The organism is Clostridium sp. (assembly GCF_036639235.1).
Classification (GTDB): Bacteria; Bacillota; Clostridia; order Clostridiales; family Caloramatoraceae; genus Clostridium_AB.
Window position 1 is genome coordinate 38953 of the sequence record NZ_JAVWJB010000005.1, and the last position, 17380, is coordinate 56332.

The 17380-nt window shown below is 32.2% G+C and carries 20 protein-coding genes; 8 read left to right on the forward strand and 12 right to left on the reverse strand.

Going from position 1 to position 17380, the window contains the following annotated elements; all coding sequences use genetic code 11:
• The coding region (locus RR539_RS02600; protein ID WP_332500178.1) for an RMD1 family protein at positions 1–260 on the forward strand (260 nt) is incomplete at its 5' end.
• Between the two features lie 42 nt (positions 261–302).
• On the opposite strand, the gene RR539_RS02605 is transcribed toward RR539_RS02600, so the two are convergent.
• Positions 303–1463 (reverse strand): class I SAM-dependent methyltransferase, encoded by a 1161-nt coding sequence (locus tag RR539_RS02605; RefSeq protein WP_332473089.1) that lies wholly within the window; start codon positions 1461–1463, stop codon positions 303–305.
• 131 nt (positions 1464–1594) lie between these two features.
• Between RR539_RS02605 and RR539_RS02610 the strand changes: the two genes are divergently transcribed.
• Entirely contained in the window at positions 1595–1897 is a 303-nt protein-coding gene (locus RR539_RS02610) for a Dabb family protein (RefSeq protein ID WP_332473088.1), read from the forward strand.
• A gap of 94 nt (positions 1898–1991) precedes the next feature.
• Here the strand turns inward: RR539_RS02610 and RR539_RS02615 are convergent, their stop codons facing one another.
• Positions 1992–2396, reverse strand: coding sequence for a hypothetical protein (locus RR539_RS02615; protein ID WP_332473087.1), 405 nt, complete (start codon positions 2394–2396; stop codon positions 1992–1994).
• A gap of 94 nt (positions 2397–2490) precedes the next feature.
• Positions 2491–2874 (reverse strand): universal stress protein, encoded by a 384-nt coding sequence (locus RR539_RS02620; protein WP_332483392.1) that lies wholly within the window; start codon positions 2872–2874, stop codon positions 2491–2493.
• 205 nt (positions 2875–3079) lie between these two features.
• On the opposite strand from RR539_RS02620, the gene RR539_RS02625 reads away from it, so the two are divergent.
• Positions 3080–4201 carry an AlbA family DNA-binding domain-containing protein gene (locus RR539_RS02625; RefSeq protein WP_332473086.1) on the forward strand — a complete coding sequence of 374 codons (1122 nt, stop codon included), beginning with the start codon at positions 3080–3082 and terminating at the stop codon, positions 4199–4201.
• A 227-nt stretch (positions 4202–4428) separates the two neighbouring features.
• Here the strand turns inward: RR539_RS02625 and RR539_RS02630 are convergent, their stop codons facing one another.
• The 3 genes from RR539_RS02630 to RR539_RS02640 all read right to left on the reverse strand — a co-directional run bounded on the left by RR539_RS02630 (position 4429) and on the right by RR539_RS02640 (position 6800).
• Positions 4429–4797 carry a DUF6762 family protein gene (locus RR539_RS02630; RefSeq protein ID WP_332473085.1) on the reverse strand — a complete coding sequence of 123 codons (369 nt, stop codon included), beginning with the start codon at positions 4795–4797 and terminating at the stop codon, positions 4429–4431.
• A gap of 24 nt (positions 4798–4821) precedes the next feature.
• Positions 4822–6210, reverse strand: coding sequence for a glycine--tRNA ligase (locus RR539_RS02635; RefSeq protein WP_332473084.1), 1389 nt, complete (start codon positions 6208–6210; stop codon positions 4822–4824).
• 269 nt (positions 6211–6479) lie between these two features.
• On the reverse strand, positions 6480–6800 hold the full coding sequence (locus tag RR539_RS02640) for a HesB/IscA family protein (RefSeq protein ID WP_332473083.1): 321 nt from the start codon (positions 6798–6800) through the stop codon (positions 6480–6482).
• Positions 6801–6925: 125 nt separating this feature from the next.
• On the opposite strand from RR539_RS02640, the gene RR539_RS02645 reads away from it, so the two are divergent.
• Positions 6926–7192 carry a hypothetical protein gene (locus tag RR539_RS02645; RefSeq protein ID WP_332473082.1) on the forward strand — a complete coding sequence of 89 codons (267 nt, stop codon included), beginning with the start codon at positions 6926–6928 and terminating at the stop codon, positions 7190–7192.
• Between the two features lie 22 nt (positions 7193–7214).
• Here the strand turns inward: RR539_RS02645 and RR539_RS02650 are convergent, their stop codons facing one another.
• Positions 7215–8027 (reverse strand): pyruvate, water dikinase regulatory protein, encoded by an 813-nt coding sequence (locus RR539_RS02650; protein ID WP_332473081.1) that lies wholly within the window; start codon positions 8025–8027, stop codon positions 7215–7217.
• Positions 8028–8142: 115 nt separating this feature from the next.
• On the opposite strand from RR539_RS02650, the gene RR539_RS02655 reads away from it, so the two are divergent.
• Entirely contained in the window at positions 8143–9036 is an 894-nt protein-coding gene (locus tag RR539_RS02655) for a DMT family transporter (RefSeq protein WP_332473080.1), read from the forward strand.
• A gap of 46 nt (positions 9037–9082) precedes the next feature.
• On the opposite strand, the gene RR539_RS02660 is transcribed toward RR539_RS02655, so the two are convergent.
• From RR539_RS02660 to pdxR, 4 genes are all read right to left on the reverse strand, one after another.
• Positions 9083–10414: an MATE family efflux transporter gene (locus RR539_RS02660; RefSeq protein WP_332473079.1), complete on the reverse strand. Its 1332-nt coding sequence runs from the start codon at positions 10412–10414 to the stop codon at positions 9083–9085.
• A gap of 29 nt (positions 10415–10443) precedes the next feature.
• Positions 10444–11349 (reverse strand): DMT family transporter, encoded by a 906-nt coding sequence (locus RR539_RS02665; RefSeq protein ID WP_332473078.1) that lies wholly within the window; start codon positions 11347–11349, stop codon positions 10444–10446.
• Positions 11350–11500: 151 nt separating this feature from the next.
• Positions 11501–12406 (reverse strand): D-alanine--D-alanine ligase, encoded by a 906-nt coding sequence (locus tag RR539_RS02670; RefSeq protein WP_332473077.1) that lies wholly within the window; start codon positions 12404–12406, stop codon positions 11501–11503.
• A gap of 3 nt (positions 12407–12409) precedes the next feature.
• Positions 12410–13849, reverse strand: a complete 1440-nt coding sequence (gene pdxR / locus RR539_RS02675) for a MocR-like pyridoxine biosynthesis transcription factor PdxR (protein WP_332473076.1) — start codon at positions 13847–13849, stop codon at positions 12410–12412.
• 170 nt (positions 13850–14019) lie between these two features.
• Here pdxR and RR539_RS02680 point away from each other — a divergent pair, with 170 nt between their 5' ends.
• The 3 genes from RR539_RS02680 (at position 14020) to RR539_RS02690 (ending at position 16366) form a co-directional block, all read left to right on the forward strand.
• Positions 14020–14376, forward strand: coding sequence for a phenylpyruvate tautomerase MIF-related protein (locus tag RR539_RS02680; RefSeq protein WP_332473075.1), 357 nt, complete (start codon positions 14020–14022; stop codon positions 14374–14376).
• A 92-nt stretch (positions 14377–14468) separates the two neighbouring features.
• A complete protein-coding gene (locus RR539_RS02685; protein ID WP_332473074.1) occupies positions 14469–15191 on the forward strand; it encodes an HAD-IB family hydrolase in 723 nt (240 codons plus the stop codon).
• A 20-nt stretch (positions 15192–15211) separates the two neighbouring features.
• Positions 15212–16366 carry an aminotransferase class V-fold PLP-dependent enzyme gene (locus RR539_RS02690; RefSeq protein ID WP_332473073.1) on the forward strand — a complete coding sequence of 385 codons (1155 nt, stop codon included), beginning with the start codon at positions 15212–15214 and terminating at the stop codon, positions 16364–16366.
• A gap of 46 nt (positions 16367–16412) precedes the next feature.
• Here RR539_RS02690 and RR539_RS02695 read toward each other — a convergent pair whose 3' ends face one another.
• On the reverse strand, positions 16413–17306 hold the full coding sequence (locus RR539_RS02695) for a carboxypeptidase-like regulatory domain-containing protein (protein WP_332473072.1): 894 nt from the start codon (positions 17304–17306) through the stop codon (positions 16413–16415).
• Between the last annotated feature and the right edge of the window lie 74 nt (positions 17307–17380).

A 17380-nucleotide genomic window follows, 5' to 3' on the forward strand; every position in this document is an offset into this window, starting at 1 on the left:
TATCCTATATTACTCTATTTGAAAAACCGGATATAGCCTGGGAAAACGAAGATGCAGAAAAACTCTTCCTAAAGGCTTCAGATTTATTTGAACTTGAAGATAGATATGATGTTATTAGACATAAGTCTGAAGTGCTTTTAGATGTTATAGAGACCTTTTCAGACCTATCACATTCTAAACGTACAACTAGACTTGAATGGATAATTGTTATATTTATTATATTTGAAATTTTAACAACAATAATCAATGCATTTAATTAAATGAAATAGGCTGCCTTAGTAGGCAGCCTATTAATTTTCTTATTAAAATGCTTCTATATAAGTTTCAAGTGATGGATATACTGAGAACATATTCTTAATATTATGATAGTCACTATAAGCCTTCTCATTAAAATCACTTGTTTTAACTGCTCTTAAAAGAAGGTTCTTTGGAGTTTCTAGTGGTGATATATACTCAACTGCTGAAACCTTATATCCATATGCTTCTAAAAGCAGACTTCTTAACGAATCTGTAAATACATCATTGAATCTAGCCTTAAATACTCCCTGCTTAAATAATGGTGAAAGTTCCCCGAATTGAATCTGAGGAAGTAATTCCTTATGACAACATGGTACACACATTAAAGCCTTAGCCTTAAGTCTAACCCCAAGCCCTAGTGCCATATCCGTTGCTGTATCACATGCATGTAAACTTAAAACAATATCTATATTTCTATCTGGTTCAAAGAAGTTCATATCCTCTTCGATAAACTCCATATTCTTGTATCCAAGGTTCTTTGCCATTTCCCTTGATGAATTAATAACATCCGGGTTTCTGTCTACTCCTATAAAGTAGCAATTTTTCTTCTTTACATCTTTAATATAATAATTAAGTACAAATGTAAGATAAGACTTACCACATCCACAATCAAGTATTGTTATAGCATCATTACCTGTTGACACCTCATCTATCATAGAATCAATAAGTTCTACAAAATGGTCAATTTGATTGTACTTTCTAATCATGTCGTTTTTGATTTTGCCTTCTTTAGTAAGTATTCCGATTTCCTTAAGCAGTCTATCAGCCTTGCCAACCTTAACGAAATAATTTCTCTTTAGAACCTGTGCAGTATTATTTTTAACTACATCTTTTTCCTTTTTAACCTCATCTACCTTGCGGGTCTTAACTTCTTTAGTGTTTGCAGTAACAATAGTTGCTGCTCCTCTTTCTTCTAGAACAAACTCAAGTTCATCATAGTTCATGGCCTCATTGCTTATAGCATCAGGTAAACTTCCTATACTTACATCCTTGCTTACCCCATTAAAATGAAGGGTCTTATTCTCTAAGTTATACTCTCCATTAAAACATTTAAGCCCTGTTTTAAATGTAAACTTAATTGAATTTATATAATCTATATTTTCTTCTATTCTTCCTGATAATCCCCATAAAATTAACTTTAACTTATCACATATACCTTTATTCACTTATAAATTACCTCCTAGTTAGGTCTAAAGATTATTATATATGCTTAGAAACTAATATTCAAATATATCCTATGAAATTTTTGCATTATATTGTAAAATTAATATTAAGCTTTATTTAGGAGGTAGAAATAATGATTAGACACATTGTGATGTGGAAACTTAAAGATAATGCACTTTCATCATCTAAAATAGAAAATGCAGTGAAACTTAAGAATTTACTTATTAATCTTAAACATGATATTAAAGAAATTAAATCAATATCCGTTAATGTTGACTCAAGTAATATTGAAGATAACTACGATATTATATTAACAGCTGATTTTGATTCATTTGAGGATCTTACTACATACCAAAACCACCCAAAACATGTTGAGGTAGCTAAGTTTGTATCTGAAATAAGACTATCAAGGGCATGTATAGACTATAAAATATAAAAAGTAGTATTATTACAATACTACTTTTATATTTTACTTAGTCTAGCCGTTAACTAAGTATGCGGGGATTATTTGTTGTATCCTATTTCTAAGTCTAGTCAATTTCCTCTATTCCTAAACCTGTTATAGAATTTTTATTTTCTCTTTCAAGTCCAAATAAAACCTTTACATTGCTTTTTTCTGAAATTTTATCAACTTCCTTTAAAAACTTCTCAATTTCATCATCCTTAAGCATTTTTGATAAATTATCAATTAAAATGATTTCAGTAGTTGAACTTTCATAACTAAGCTGTTCTACAACTGATGCTAAAACCCTTGAAGATAAAAACTCTATTTCAGATAAATCTAGAAACTTAATGTTATCATTTAAGTGGTTTTTAGCCTCATTACAGTTGCTAATATATATGATGTCTCCCTTTGATGAACTTGAAAGTTCGTTTGCAAGAGAAGCTACCTTCTTTGTCTTATCCTCTTTAAATATAAGTCCGTCTATTGTCATATAACACACTCCTTAAGTAATATTCTTTATTATGTATATTAGCCTAAGGCTTTTATTATTCCAAAAATAAAAAAGGAAGCAATGCTTCCTTTTATTACTTTGCTGGTATAATATGAAATTTTAAATCATTTGAACTTTCTTTTAGCATATCAACTACACAATTCTTAGCTGACTTAGGTGGCTGACCTAAAACTATATGTCCAATTGACCTATCACGTGCAAACTCCTTAAGTGTATCAACAACATCATCACTTCTTAGTACTGTAAGCTCTGCACCTGCTTCCTTAGAAACATTAAACAAATACTGTAGTGCATCTGGTTCACTATCATTGTATAAGAAATTATCCCTTTCCCTAACTACATGGATAACAAAAAGATCTGAACCAATTTCTTTTTTAAGTGCTGCTCCACTACTAATAAGTCTCTCACAAGTTTTTTGTTGAGTCACACATACCATTATATTATCCCTATTAAACATCTACATAACCCCTTTCACGGGTATACCGAACATAATTAATTTATTAACTTCTAGATAATTGTATCAAAAATATTATTTTAATACAACGAAGGTAACAACATCTTAACCTTTCCTTATCATAAGTTTCAATACTATTTATATTGTTTAAAAGCGCTCTTCATGCATACTATGAACTAATCCTAATATTTTTTAGTGAGGTATTGATATGGATAAATCAAAGCTAAAGTATATTATTACAAAGGGAGAAACCAATAAAATAGATTTTAAAAGAAAGCTAGTACTTGAATATGAAAGTAATAAAAAGGAATTTGTTAAGGATATTAGTGCAATTGCAAATACTAATGGTGGACGTGGATACCTTATTTTTGGTATTGAAGATAAAACAAAGGATGTTGTTGGAATTGATAAAAGTGACTTTAATGAAGAAAAGCTTCAACAGATCATATCCTCAAGGGTTGATCCCCCTGTTCCAATAAAGGTTAACTTTGTTGAAATGGAAGGCCTTGATATTGCTGTAATTACTATATTAAACTCTATTCATAAACCTCATCAGATGAGGGAAAATGGTGCTTTTTATACTCGGCGAGGTACGATTACTGATATTATGCGTAAAGATGAGATTGCATCAATGATTCATGAATATGGAATCCTTCCCTATGAAACTATTCCATTGCAAGCTGCAACTATTGAGGATTTAAGTGAAATTCTACTTTTAAAATACTTAAAAAAATTCAATATAACAAATAACGTTAACCATGAAATATTAGTGGGCCTTGGTGTGCTTCACCGTGAGCCTAATCACTCAAAACTTATTCCAACCTATGGTGGGATTATGCTTTTTAGTGATTATCCTCAAAAATTCATTCCTCATAACATAATAAGAATAAACCCATCACCTAAAAATCCCTATTTTTCACCTATAATATGTCAAGGAAACACCCTAGAAATGCTTAATAAGGCGTCTAATGAAATAATGACCTATATGTGTCCAAATATTCCAATCGATATAATAAACCACCTTCTAGGCAATTCTGTTGTCCATAGAGACTACTTTTCTAGTAATGATATTATAGATATTACTATAACAGATAATTCTATAGAAATAATAAACCCAGGATATAAAAGAAATTCTGACAATACCTGTTCCTATGTTAAAAGAAATATGTGGCTTTATTTGAAGCTACTAACCTTAGATGATGATAATAGATTTTTTAGTAATAATAAAAAAGAGGTATGTAAACTATATCCTGATATTAAAATACGCTTTTATAATATTAAATCAACAAATCAATTTAAGGCTGTAATAAAATATAAGCCCTGCAATTAGCAGGGCTTCAGATTTTAACAAACAAATATTTTAAATTCATGGTCAAGGGGGACATGTGCCGCCGCAGACCATACCTTTTAAGGGGTCAAGTGACGCTTTAGCGTCGTGCAGTAGCTTTAGCACCCCTTAGCAAAACTCATGAAAAACCTGTTTTGCATGACATGCTGTTGCCAAAGTCAACAGCATAAGCCCTGCAATTAGCAGGGCTTATAAAGTGAATAGCCTTCTTAGATATTATATATTCTCTCTAGCTCGTCAATATGGTGACTTATAACCATGTTTATAGTATCTTGCATTTCTCCATGTTCAGTGGAAAAAGGTAGCTTAATAACCCAAATCGGATTATAGAAACCATCTACCTCTTCAATTTCAAAATCGTGGTCTTCATAGAATTTAAAATCATATTCTTCAAATATCATCTCATACTCTTCATCGCTAACCTCTTCCTTATCAATTGTTAAGAATAGATTTAGCACATTGTCCTCAACAAAAACCTTGAAAACAAGCTCTAGTCCCTTATCTAGCTTATAACTTGCAACCTCTCTTGCGAGTATTCCTTCTTCTTTTTCCATTATTACTATACTTGACGTGTCCATTATATAATCCCCCAGCTCCTTTTATTAAAATTCAAGTTTAGATTCAATATATGCACAAACCTCATCTATTGGTATTCTAACTTGCTCCATAGTATCTCTCTCTCTTATTGTAACACATTTGTCTTCCTTTGAGTCAAAATCATAAGTTATACAGAATGGTGTTCCAATTTCATCTTGTCTTCTATATCTTTTTCCTATACTTCCAGCTTCGTCAAACTCAACATTAAACTTCTTAGAAAGCATAGTAAATACCTCATCAGCCTCTTCACTTAGCTTCTTTGATAGTGGAAGTATTGCAGCCTTAATAGGTGCTAGTGCAGGATGAAGCTTAAGAACCACTCTAGTGTCTCCCTCAGAAACTTCTTCCTCTTCATATGCATCTACTAAGAATGCTAGTGCTAATCTATCTGCACCAACTGATGGTTCAATGCAATATGGAACAATTTTTTCGTTAGTTTGTTGGTCCATATAAACCATATCTTCGCCTGAATGTTCCATATGCTTTTTAAGGTCGTAATCAGTTCTATCAGCAACTCCCCAAAGCTCACCCCATCCAAATGGGAACTTATACTCTATATCAACTGTAGCATTACTGTAATGGGCAAGTTCTTCCTTATCATGCTCACGAAGTCTCATATTCTCTTCCTTCATTGAAAGGTTAAGAAGGAAGTCTTTACAGTAATTCTTCCAGTATTCATACCACTGAAGATCCTCTTCTGGTCTACAGAAGAACTCAAGTTCCATTTGTTCAAACTCTCTAGTTCTAAAAATAAAGTTACCAGGAGTTATTTCGTTTCTAAATGACTTACCAATTTGACCAATACCAAATGGTAACTTCTTTCTACTTGAACGTTGAACGCTTTTAAAGTTAACAAATATACCCTGTGCAGTTTCTGGTCTTAGGTAAACCTCTGCCTTAGCATCCTCTGTTACACCTTGGAATGTTTTAAACATAAGGTTAAATTGTCTAATATCTGTATAGTTGTGTTTTCCACACTCTGGGCATACAACGTTGTTATCATTAATATATGTGGCCATTTCCTCTTTTGACCATCCATCTACACCAACAACCTCATCACCCTTAGCTGCAGCGAAGTCTTCAATAACCTTGTCTGCTCTAAATCTTGACTTACATTCCTTACAGTCCATTAGTGGGTCACTAAATCCACCAACATGTCCTGATGCTACCCATACCTGTGGGTTCATTAGAATAGCGCAGTCAAGTCCTACGTTGTATCTGCTTTCTTGGATAAATTTTTTCCACCAAGCCTTCTTAACATTATTCTTAAATTCTATTCCTAGTGGACCATAATCCCATGTATTCGCAAGGCCTCCGTAAATCTCTGACCCTGGGAAAATATATCCTCTACCTTTACATAGGGATACTATTTTGTCCATTGTAACATTTGACATATATAAACCTCCTAAATAAATATTTAAACAACAAAAAAACCCTTCGTCCCACCTAAGGGACGAAAGGTTAAACTTCCGCGGTTCCACCCTCATTGATTCTATAAAGAATCCACTTAATGAGTGCACTCAAGGACGCCTTCACAATGCTCTAATACCAGTATTCCACCCTCACCAGCTCTCTAAACTTAGTTTACACCACTACTAATTCCTCTCAAAGCGCTTATTAAATTCTATAGATATAATATCAAATATAAACTATTTGTCAATAACTATGAACCACATGAACATGACCCACAGCTCTTTTGAACTGGGTTAATTGTCTTAATAACGAATCCTTCATTTTCACCTTCGTTAAAATCAATATCAAGTCCATCTGAATATTGTGGAATGTATTCTGTATCTGTTATAAATGAAATTCCCTCTACTACTGTTATATCGTCGCTTTCCTTAGCATCATCAAATGCTAATCCAAATACAGCTCCACTACAACCTGCTTTTGCTACATATATTCTAAGTGTAGGCACCTCATCATTTGCCTTAACTACTTCGTTAATCTTCTCTATTGCTAGCTTTGATAGTCTTATTTCCATTACAAGACCTCCCTTATATTATTATTATTTATAGTATATCTTTTTACTCTGATTTATTCAATCAACTATTTGATTTTTTTCTAAGTTTTGCTATACTTATTAAAAAAACAAAAGGTGGTATAAAATTGCTAAGACTTTGGGGAAAGCTTATAAAAGATAATAAATTAATTTCTCAAGTAGAATATACCTATGAATATGATGATATAGAATATCAAGATCAGTTAAAGCTTTGCATTACTGAAATATGTAGAGAATTCGATATACAAAAGCCCTATTGGCTTAATTCTAATCTACGCGAGTATAATAAATACAAGAAAACATCATTTAGACAGGATAATTTTATTGAGGAAGTAGAATTTGATATATTTGAAATTGAAGTGCTAGACGAGTAAGTCTAGCACTTCAATTTTTATATTAATATTTTACATCCTCATGATACCCTATATATTCTAATATTTGTGATGCAGTTTCTTCAATAGCCTTACGGGTAACATCAAACACCTTACATCTAATTCTTCTCATAATCTTTTCTGAATACTCAAGTTCTGCAAGTATTCTTTCCGCATTTGCATACTCTATTTGATGAAGACTTGTTCCCATTCTAGTTAATCTATTGCGTCTTATAGCCATAAGTTCCCTTGGGTCAATAGTCAATCCAATAATTTTCTTTCTACTGATTTCAAATAAAGTCTCAGGAACCGGAGTTTCTGGTACAAGTGGCACATTAGCTACCTTTATACCCTTATTTGCTATATATATTGAAAGAGGTGTTTTAGATGTTCTAGACACTCCTATAATAACTATATCAGCATTAAGTAGTCCCCTTTCACTTTTCCCGTCATCAAAGCTTAAAGCAAATTCCATTGCCTCTATTTTCTTAAAATAATCATCATCAAGCTTTCTAACAGCACCTGGTTTGTATATTGGAGTTTCATCTGATATTTCAGATACAGCATTAATACAAGGACCTAGTACATTAATAATTTCTATATTATTCTCAACTGCTATTTTTACTAGAAACTCACGTGTTTCTTCTACTACTATAGTGGATAAAATTAAACAATTAGATTTGTCTACTATTGAGTTTATAAAGTTAATAGCGTCCGCCTTACTATTAATATATGACACTCTTTTGATTTTTACTTCCTTTTCGAACTGGGATGCAGTTGCCTTTGCAACCTGTTCTGCGGTTTCACCTATTGAATCAGAAACAGCATAAATAATCAAACAACCACCTACTTATATTTTTTATTTATATTTTAACATAATATAGGTCAAATTAACTATATTAGTGTTTATTATAATCTAACATATGTTATAATTCTCACGTGGAGGTAATGATATGAAACTAAAAGGAATACTAATCGCAGCACTTTCATCTATTATTTTTGGTAGCTCTGGCCTTATTCAAAGACCTTTATACCTTGAGAATGTTAACCCATTAAATGTATTAACATGTGCCTATTTTGTAGGTAGCATTACCTTATTTATTTATATACTAGCTAAAAAGGGTAAGGCATCTCTTGCACTTCCTAAAAAGAGCATATTAAGCCTTATAGTCCACTCTATATTTGGTACTATGGCTGTTACTATTTCATATGCTTTTTCTGTTAAGTATTTAGATGTCTCAATATCTACAATGCTACTTTATACATATCCAGTACTTATATCAATTTATTCAATTGTTGTGCTTAAGGAATATGTATCTAAAATTAAAATTTTATCTATTGTAGGTACACTATTTGGTTCAATGCTAGTTCTTAATATATTTAGTGGTTCTAAAGCAATTTCCACTATAGGACTTATAATTGGTATATTCTCAGCATTTGCATATGCATTTTTAAGTATATATGGAGACAAAATGCTTAAGTTTAATATAGAGCCTATAGTAATTGTTTTTTATAATAATGTTATAACCCTATGTGGCCTTTTAATCATTAATAATCAAATTTTCTCAAATATTAATGATTTAACACCTAAGGTTGTAATTAGTGCAGCACTACTTTCAATACTGTGTCAAATCATTCCTATGTCACTACTTTATATAGCAATTGGCATGATCGGACCTGTACTTACTTCAATTGTAACAACAGTTGAAATACCTGCTGCTGCAATACTTTCATTTCTTGTTCTTAATGAACAGCTAAGCCTCGTGCAGTGGACAGGAATTATAATTGTTTTACTATGCCTAATTCTCCTTAAGATGGAGAAACCAAAAATAATAAAAGAAAGCTAAACCTAAGGGTGCTGACAATGTCAGCACCCTTTAATAATAAATAGGATTATACCCAGTGTTTTGTTTTCTTCTTAAATAAATATGTTATAACTATTCCTTCAAATATCCACTGAATTGCAGTTACTATCCAAACAGTAACCACATCAAGTTCTAGAACGAATATTACTACATACATTAAAGGAAGCCTTATTAGCCAGTTTGATACAAGTGCAATATAAAATGGTGTTTTAGTATCTCCTGAACCCTTTAATGCCCCAGCTAGTACCATTGCTACTCCTATAAATGGCTGTTCAAGTGCCGCAAACATTAAGCACCTTGTTCCAAACTCAATAGTCTTAGGATCACTTATAAATATGCTCATAAGTTCCCTTGGGATAAGTATAAATATTAATGCACATATCATCATAATTCCAGTTCCAAATATTGTTGACTGAATTGCATATTCTCTTGCTGTTTTAAAATCCTTAGCCCCTATTCTTTGACCAACCATTGCAGTTGCTGCAACAGCAAATCCCCATCCAGGCATAAATGATATTGACTCAATAGTTACAACTATCTGGTTAGCTGCGTATGCAACGCTTCCTAAATGTATAATAAAAGAAAGTGTTATTAACTTACTAATACTAAAAGCCGCTTCTTGAAGACCTGCTGGTATAGAAAGCCTTACTAGCTTTTTAATTTTGCTTATATCTAAATTCTTAACTATTGATAACATAATATTAAGCTCTGAACTTTTATAGAAATAACATAGAACTGTAAATCCTACCACGTAGGATATAGATGTTGCAATGGCAGATCCTATAATCCCCATTTCAGGGAATGAAAACTTACCAAATATTAATGAATAATCAAGAAAAATATTTAAAACAACTATAATTCCTGATACCTTTAATGGAGTTATAGTGTTCCCACTTCCACGAAGCCCTGCATTAAGCATAGATGTTAACATATTAAAAATAAGTCCAATAGATGCTATTTTCATATACTGAGAACCAACATTTAGCACCTGATCCTTTGCGCCTACAACTGATAATATACTTTCTGAAAAGCTTCCAAGAATAATACATAAAATCAAAGCAGCAATAGACCCTATAAACAGTCCATGAGATAAAAATTCACTTGCCTTCTTACTACTTCCTTCCCCTATACTTTGAGCTACAAGTGTTGTTATCCCAACCCCTATACCAAATGCAATAAATATATTAGCTACTGTATATAAGACTTCAGATGCAAGTCCTACAGCACTAACTCCTACATTTCCATCATATCTTCCTACAAAGGCTGTATCCGCTACCCATACCATCATATATAGAAACATTTCAAGTGCTGCTGGGCAGGCAACCTTTAACACTTCCCTTGACCTTTGAAATCTACTCATTTAATCCCCCCTATAGATGAAAGGAAGCATTAAACTGCTTCCTTTCCTTTATTCTTTGGTTTAAATAACTTTTTTATAAATTCAAGCCGAGTCTCTGCTGTTAATATTGCAAAGAATATTGCAAAGCATCCAACTATCATCTTAAATGTAAACTCTTCACCAAGTATTAAACATGATAATGTACTTCCAAATACAGATTCTAAACAAAGTATTATAGCTGTATGCTCTGGTGAAGTATACTTTTGTGCAACATTTTGTATTGCAAAGCAAATAAGTGTACTAAATATTGCAAGATATATTATTCCCACTGTACTCTTTGTTGTAAATGTAGGAAATGGTTCAAATATAAGTGATGATGCTAGTGACATTATAGTTACTGTACCAAATTGAACTATAGTAAGTGCTAATGGATCATGCTTCTCTGCAAAGAACCCAACTGCTGTAATTTGTGATGCAAAGAATACTGCACAAGCAAGTGTTAATGCATCTCCAAAATTTATGGAAAGGTTTTCATTAAGGCTTAAAAATCCTATTCCAACTACTGCAATTACTGCAGCTAAAATATTATACTTATCAGGTCTTTTGCTCTTAACTATCCAATATAAAAATGGAACCATAACAACATTAGTACCTGTTAAAAATGCCTGTTTACCTGCTGTTGTATACTGTAGACCAATAGTTTGTAATATAAATCCACCATATAGGAAAATTCCTATAATTACCCCTGCCTTAAGTGTTTTCTTGTCTATTAGCTTGTACTTTTTATGGAATATAAGTGATATCCCAACAAATGCGATTAAGAATCTTATAAAGTTTATGTAGTTTGGAGTTATAGAATCTAATGCATACTCTGTTGCTATAAATCCCCCACCCCATAAAAATGCTACAAACAATAAAGACATATCTGCTACTAATGGTTTGTTATCTAACTTCATATGATACCTCCGTGTATTGCTACGTATAAAATTTTCTCTAATTCAACATTATATGATAATTTCTCCTTCATAACAATATAAAGGACAAATAAAAAAAGAGGCATATGCCTCTTTTAATTCTTTACTATACCATATGTTATAAATAATTCGATTATCCTCTTAATTTAAGTGAAGACTCTATAAATACTTCTAAAAGATCACTATAACTCATTCCTATATGAGCAGCACTTTTAGGAAATAAGCTATTGCTTGTCATTCCTGGAAGAGTATTTACCTCTAAAACAAACAACTCTGAATTACTTATTATTATGTCAACTCTAGCATATACATTACACTTAAGTGCCTTAAATGTATCTACAACCATTTTATCTATTCTCTTTTGCATATCTTCTTCAAACTCTACAACAAACTCTCTTGCTCCACCATCTGTGTACTTAGATGTAAAGTCAAAGAATTCCCCCTCTGGCTCTATTGCAACAATAGGTAGCATTTTACCTTCAATTACTGGACAGCTTATTTCATATCCCTTAACGTACTTTTCTATCATAACTTCAGTGTCATATTTTAAGGCCTCTTTAACTGCTGATTCTACATCCTTTTCTTCCTTAATAAGAACAGTTGCAAAACTTGACCCTCCTGAGTTTGGTTTAACAAACACAGGATATCCTATTTTATTAATAACCTCATAATTAATTTCCTCAACTGATGAAACCATAGTCCAATCTGCTGTATTAATATCTTCAAATCTTAAAACCTTCTTAGTCATATCCTTATCCATACATAAAGCACTTGAAAGTACCCCACATCCTGAGTAAGGTATTTGAAGAGTTTCAAGTACTCCTTGAACAACTCCATCCTCACCGAACTTACCGTGAAGTGCAAGAAAAGCAAAATCTATTCCCTTAACTTTTTCTAATATATCATCTACTGTATCAAGAACTATTGGTACAACATTATATTTTTCATTATTTAAATGCTGACAAACTTCCTTACCTGATCTTAAAGATATTTCTCTTTCTGATGAAATACCTCCCATAATCACTCCAACTTTTAACATATACTATCCCTCCAAGAATTCTACATACTTTCCAATTATCTTAAATCCCTTTTCTATTTCCTCATAAGAAGTTCTAGAAAATCCTATTCTAAAGCTTTTATCCTCTGTATCCTTTACAGAAAAAATATCTCCAGGTGTAAACACAACCCCATCATTATAACATAGCTCTAGAAGCTTTCTAGCATTTGCTTTTTCAAGCTTAATATATATATGAAGTCCACCCTGACCATAAATACTTTTACATGGAATATATTTATTTGCACATTCAAGGGCAAACTCATATTTATCCTTATATATTTTTCTAATACGCTTTAGATACTTTTCAAAGTATCCATTTGAAAGATATTCATATAATATACCCTGATCTAGAAATGAAGTGTGGATATTTCTACTTCTCTTAAGACTTTCCATTGTAGAAATAAGATCACGATCAGCAAGTATCCACCCAATTCTCATACCTGGGTATAGTATCTTCGAAAAGCTCCCAATATATATTACACTATTTCCTTCTCCGCATAAAGATACCATAGGGGTAACGTGTGAACCTGAATATCTAAGCTCCTCATTAAATCCATCTTCAATTAAAGGAATATTATAACTTGATAAAATATTATAAACCTCAATTCTCTTTTCAGGAGGCATTACTATTCCTGTAGGATTATGGTAAGACGGAACCATATATGCTATCTTTACATCATTATTTTCTAGGGAATCTTTAAGTAAACTACAATCTATACCATCTTCATTAAGGTCTACACTTAATATATTAAGACCATGAAGCTTCATGATTTTAAGTGCTGTATTATGAGTTGGATTCTCACATAGTATTGTATCTCCTTCGTTAGTTAGAGTAGAAATAGCTATGTCAAACCCTTCAGTAAATCCATTAGTAATTAGAATATCCTTCCCCTGTGTATTTACTCCCTTTTTTTCCATATACTCAAGTAGATAGTTAATTAACTTATCATATCCCTTTGCATATCCATAATTTAAAAGCTTAGTGCCTTCCTCAGAAATCCTATATAAAAAAGCCCTTTTAAGTTCATCAATATCAAATAATTCATTATCCGGTGATATGCTTTTAAATGATATCATTCCCTTTTTCCATTTAGGCTCAGTTTTTATAATATCAAGGTCCTCTGAAAGCATTGCAGCCTTTGAAATTATGATATTATAATCTATTTTTTTAGCATTAGTATCTGAAATTTTTATTTCTGACACAAATGCACCTCTATTTTTCTTAGTGTATATAAACCCCTCATCTTCTAGATATTCATAGGCCATCATCGTTGTATTTCTACTAACCTTAAGCATAGTGCTAAGTTCCCTTGTGGATGGAAGCTTACTATCTGGTTTAATAAAACCTTTAAGTATTAAAGACTTAATATGATATCCAAGCTGAAGATAAATAGGTGTATTTCCAGTAAATTTAATATTAAACATATACTACACCTCTACAATACAATTTTCTCACAACTTATATTATATATAAAGAACCACCTTAATTGTATTTTACAATATATGTGGCTTATATCAAAGAACTATGACTATTTACTTTAATAATAATGATATATATAATAGGTTTAAGTAGTTTATATATAGGAGGATATTTTATGCCTTATATTGATAGTAGCTTTAGCGGTAAGCTAACAACAAAGCATTCCGAAATTCTAAAAACGAAACTTGGAAAAGCGATTGAAATCCTACCTGGAAAGTCTGAGCAGTGGCTGTTTCTTAAGTTTAAGGATGGAGAAAGACTATACTTTCAAGGAGAAGAACTTAATAATGGAGCACTAGTTGAAATTAAAATGATAGGCTCTAAGAGTAGAGATGAAAAAGAAGCACTTACCAAAGAAATATGTAATATTTACAATGAGTGCCTTGGGATAGATCCTAAGCATATTTATATTATTTTCTCTGAAGTATCAACAGATAACTTTGGATGGAATGGAAAATTATTTAATCTTTAACATAATGCCGCCTATAAGGCGGCTTTTGTATAAACATAATTACACATAAATCAAACATACTATTATATAAGTAATATTAAGGAGGTTTTATTATGGGAAACGTTGCAGCTTTTTTCGATATAGATGGTACCCTTTACAGAGAGGGACTTATAACAGAGGTCTTTAAAAAACTTATTAAGTATGAAATAATAGAATCAGAAAAGTGGTATAAGGAAGTAAAACCTGAATACCAAAAATGGGATAGACGTCTTGGTGTATATGATGACTACCTTTTAAAAATGGCTGATATTTATATAGACGCTATTAAGGGTCTTCATAAATCACAGGTTGAGTTTATTGCTGATAAGGTTATTAACCAAAAAGGTGATAGAGTTTATAAATACACTAGGGATATGATTAAATGGCATAAAGACCAGGGCCACTATGTAATTACTATTTCAGGTAGCCCCCAGGAGCTTGTTCGTGAAATGTCTAAAAAACATGGCTTCCATGATTATCGTGGAACTGAATATGTTATTGAAAATGATATCTATACAGGTGAATGCTACCCTATGTGGGATAGCGTTAATAAACAAAAAGCTATTCACCAATTTGTAGAAAAGTATGATTTAGACCTTAGTAAAAGTTATGCTTATGGTGATACTAGTGGAGACTTCTCTATGTTTACACTTGTAGGTAATCCTGTATGCATTAATGCTACTAGAGAACTTTTAGATAAGGTTATAACAGATGATATTGTGAAGGAAAAAGCTAGAATTATAGTAGAGCGAAAGGATGTTATATACAAACTTTCTCCAAATGAACTTCACTTATAACATCTACTAAGGAGGCAAAAATGAAAAGAATTTACCTAGACAATGCAGCAACAACCTTCCCAAAGGCACCAAATGTTGCGCAGACTATGTCTGACTATATACTTAATAATGGTAGTAACGTAGGACGTGGAAGCTATGCTTCCTCCTATAGTGCTGGCCAAGTAGTATACGAAACACGTGAGATGTTATGTGATTTATTTAATTTTAACGACCCTTTAAATGCGGTTTTTACATCTAATATTACACAAAGTCTTAACATGATAATTAGAGGATATCTTAAGAAAGGTGATCATGTAATTATTTCATCAATGGAACATAATGCTGTTGTTAGACCACTTGTATCTATGGAGAGCCTTGGAATAGAAGTAGATAGAGTACAGTGTAATGTTGAGGGTAAGCTTAATGTAAGTGACATTGAACCACTTATTAAAGAAAATACTAAGCTTCTTATTATGACACATGCTTCTAATGTATGTGGTACTATTTTACCACTTGAAGAGGTAGGTAAGATATGTAAACGTCATAATATTCACTTTGTTATAGATACAGCTCAAACTGCTGGTGTTTATGATATTGACTTTAATAAGTTTAATCTAAGTGCCTTAACTTTTACTGGTCATAAGGGACTTCTTGGTCCCCAGGGAATCGGTGGTTTTTTAATTGATATGGATTTTGCTAACGAAATTAAATCTATAAATGAAGGTGGTACAGGAAGTCTTTCTGAATCTGAAATTCAGCCAAGCTATATGCCGGATAAGTTCGAGTCAGGTACTCTTAACCTACCTGGTATATATGGTCTTAATGCTTCACTTAAGTACCTTAAAGATCATGGTATAGATTCTATTCGAGAAACCGAAACTTCTTTAACTAAAGAATTTATTGATGGTGTTTTAAATATTAATAGTGCAGAAATTGCAGGTATTAAAGGTACTGATGGTAGAACATCTACTATTTCCATTAATTTTAAGGATTATGATAACTCAGAAGTTGCATTTATCTTAGATAGGGAATACGGTATTATGACTAGAGTTGGACTACACTGTGCACCTAATGCGCACAAAACTCTAAACACTTTCCCATCAGGAACTGTTAGATTCTCATTTGGTCACTTTAACACATCTGATGAAGCAAAATATGCAATTGATAGTATTAACAAAACACTAAAATCCCTATAAAAAAGGACTGGCAAAGCCAGTCCTTTTCTTTTTAAGAAGATATATATTAAACTGTAGTTGGGATAACGTACTTATTTGATTTGATTAGGTAGTTCCCCTCTTCAACGTTAATAAATAGATATGCTCCATCTTGATTAGTTTTAGTATATGCAACTGGTGTAAGAGTATCACTTTCCCCAACTCTGTATAGAGTAACATCAGCATTTGGTACTGCAAGATTATTACTATTAGTAATAAGTCCACTTACTGTACCACGTGATGCAGCTGGATTTGGTTGAATGTTTGCTTGAACATTTATAATTTGTCCACCTGAAGTAATCTGAGTAGTAGAAGTAAAGTTAAAGTAGCCAAGTCCATCTATTTTTACCTTATAGCTATCTTGTGGCACATCTGAAAATACAAACTGTCCATACTGGTTAGTAAATGAAACCGCAAATAGTTCTTCATCTCCATTTGCTGTAACAGTATAAAGACTTACTGCTGCACCATTAATTGGGACCCCTGTATCTGACCTAAACGCATCCCCTGCAATAATACCAAGATTAACATTAGGGTCAGCTGTCATTGTAAAATTCTTAGTAACTGACTGACTAGATAAAAACGAGAATTGTAATGCTTCTTCTAATTCATATCCAGGTGCAGATGCAAAAATTCTATAATTATCACCTGCTGGGAATGGGCTAAATACATATGTTCCATCTGATGCAGTAAATGTATGTGCAAGTGGCTCATATGTTGAGCTCATAATCTTAATTAAAGCCCCAGAAACTGGTTGCCCTTCTGGATCTACTACTTCACCTGTAATAGTGCCTCCCCCAAGGTTTGGGTTTGGATCAAGTGATAGGTCTAATCTAATTTCCTCTCCTATCTGATCTATAAGCTTCTTTTGAGATTGCCCTAGAACATACATATCCTGTCTTACATCATTGATTACTGTCATGAAATCACCTCTTTAATATATTAGTACCAATTAGCACTCATATATTGTATTCAATAATCCAAATTAGTTTCCAA

Bases quoted from the DNA above. Each gene is read 5' to 3' on its own strand.
- RR539_RS02610 (WP_332473088.1), top strand. From the start codon at position 1,595: ATGATTAGACACATTGTGATGTGGAAACTTAAAGATAATGCACTTTCA.
- RR539_RS02615 (WP_332473087.1), bottom strand. From the start codon at position 2,396: ATGACAATAGACGGACTTATATTTAAAGAGGATAAGACAAAGAAGGTA.
- RR539_RS02620 (WP_332483392.1), bottom strand. From the start codon at position 2,874: ATGTTTAATAGGGATAATATAATGGTATGTGTGACTCAACAAAAAACT.
- RR539_RS02625 (WP_332473086.1), top strand. From the start codon at position 3,080: ATGGATAAATCAAAGCTAAAGTATATTATTACAAAGGGAGAAACCAAT.
- RR539_RS02630 (WP_332473085.1), bottom strand. From the start codon at position 4,797: ATGGACACGTCAAGTATAGTAATAATGGAAAAAGAAGAAGGAATACTC.
- RR539_RS02635 (WP_332473084.1), bottom strand. From the start codon at position 6,210: ATGTCAAATGTTACAATGGACAAAATAGTATCCCTATGTAAAGGTAGA.
- RR539_RS02640 (WP_332473083.1), bottom strand. From the start codon at position 6,800: ATGGAAATAAGACTATCAAAGCTAGCAATAGAGAAGATTAACGAAGTA.
- RR539_RS02655 (WP_332473080.1), top strand. From the start codon at position 8,143: ATGAAACTAAAAGGAATACTAATCGCAGCACTTTCATCTATTATTTTT.
- RR539_RS02660 (WP_332473079.1), bottom strand. From the start codon at position 10,414: ATGAGTAGATTTCAAAGGTCAAGGGAAGTGTTAAAGGTTGCCTGCCCA.
- RR539_RS02665 (WP_332473078.1), bottom strand. From the start codon at position 11,349: ATGAAGTTAGATAACAAACCATTAGTAGCAGATATGTCTTTATTGTTT.
- RR539_RS02670 (WP_332473077.1), bottom strand. From the start codon at position 12,406: ATGTTAAAAGTTGGAGTGATTATGGGAGGTATTTCATCAGAAAGAGAA.
- pdxR (WP_332473076.1), bottom strand. From the start codon at position 13,849: ATGTTTAATATTAAATTTACTGGAAATACACCTATTTATCTTCAGCTT.
- RR539_RS02680 (WP_332473075.1), top strand. From the start codon at position 14,020: ATGCCTTATATTGATAGTAGCTTTAGCGGTAAGCTAACAACAAAGCAT.
- RR539_RS02685 (WP_332473074.1), top strand. From the start codon at position 14,469: ATGGGAAACGTTGCAGCTTTTTTCGATATAGATGGTACCCTTTACAGA.
- RR539_RS02690 (WP_332473073.1), top strand. From the start codon at position 15,212: ATGAAAAGAATTTACCTAGACAATGCAGCAACAACCTTCCCAAAGGCA.
- RR539_RS02695 (WP_332473072.1), bottom strand. From the start codon at position 17,306: ATGACAGTAATCAATGATGTAAGACAGGATATGTATGTTCTAGGGCAA.